Origin of the sequence: Alteromonas sp. DY56-G5 (assembly GCF_041414725.1) — a bacterium.
Lineage (GTDB): Bacteria > Pseudomonadota > Gammaproteobacteria > Enterobacterales > Alteromonadaceae > Alteromonas > Alteromonas macleodii.
In genome coordinates, this window is record NZ_JANHZQ010000120.1 from 1 (window position 1) to 1,214 (window position 1,214).

2 rRNA genes are annotated in these 1,214 nt (G+C 44.9%); both read left to right on the plus strand.

Annotation, left to right across the window (positions count from 1 at the left end):
- Nucleotides 1-58 (plus strand): 16S ribosomal RNA (locus NO989_RS21795); the annotation flags it as partial.
- 330 nt (nt 59-388) lie between these two features.
- Nucleotides 389-1,214, plus strand: a 23S ribosomal RNA gene (locus NO989_RS21800); the annotation flags it as partial.

Consider the following 1,214-nt stretch of genomic DNA (forward strand, 5'->3'; position numbering starts at 1 on the left):
TGGGGTGAAGTCGTAACAAGGTAACCCTAGGGGAACCTGGGGTTGGATCACCTCCTTACCATTACGTCGAAAGACGCACTTGATGCAGTGCCTACACAGATAGTCTTGTTTATATTTAAAGATGACTTAAATAAAAGCCCTTAGCTTTGATTTAAGATCAAACCTAAGTGTTTTGAATTAAGCACTGTGCTCTTTAACAATTTGGAAAGCTGATATTAATAGTAATCAATCAAAATTGAGTAACTGAGAAGTCGAAAGACGTACTTTTTACTCTACTTGACTGAATTGCTTGTTATCAATTTATTGATAGCAAGGCAATTCTTCCGATTAGCTTGTCATTCATGCAACGTAACTTAGACAGAAGTCAAAAGGCTGTTTGGGGTTGTATGGTTAAGTGACGAAGCGTATACGGTGGATGCCTTGGCAGTTAGAGGCGATGAAGGACGTGTAAGTCTGCGAAAAGCTGTGGTGAGCCGACAAAATGCATTTGAGCCACAGATGTCCGAATGGGGAAACCCACCTGTTTACAGGTATCGTTACATGAATACATAGTGTAACGAGGCGAACGAGGGGAACTGAAACATCTAAGTACCCTTAGGAAAAGAAATCAATTGAGATTCCCCTAGTAGCGGCGAGCGAACGGGGAACAGCCCTTAAGCTGTATTGAATTTAGTGGAATCCTTTGGGAAGAGGAGCGATACAAGGTGATAGCCCTGTACACGACGGATTCTTTACAGTGAAATCGAGTAGGTCGGGACACGTGTTATCTTGACTGAATATGGGGGGACCATCCTCCAAGGCTAAATACTCCTAACTGACCGATAGTGAACCAGTACCGTGAGGGAAAGGCGAAAAGAACCCCTGTGAGGGGAGTGAAATAGAACCTGAAACCGTATACGTACAAGCAGTGGGAGCCCTTCGTGGTGACTGCGTACCTTTTGTATAATGGGTCAGCGACTTATATTTAGTAGCAAGGTTAAGTGAATAACGGAGCCGTAGCGAAAGCGAGTGTTAACTGCGCGTTTAGTTGCTAGGTATAGACCCGAAACCCGGTGATCTAGCCATGGGCAGGTTGAAGGTTGAGTAACATCAACTGGAGGACCGAACCCACTAACGTTGAAAAGTTAGGGGATGACCTGTGGCTGGGGGTGAAAGGCCAATCAAACCGGGAGATAGCTGGTTCTCCCCGAAATCTATTTAGGTAGAGCCTCGGA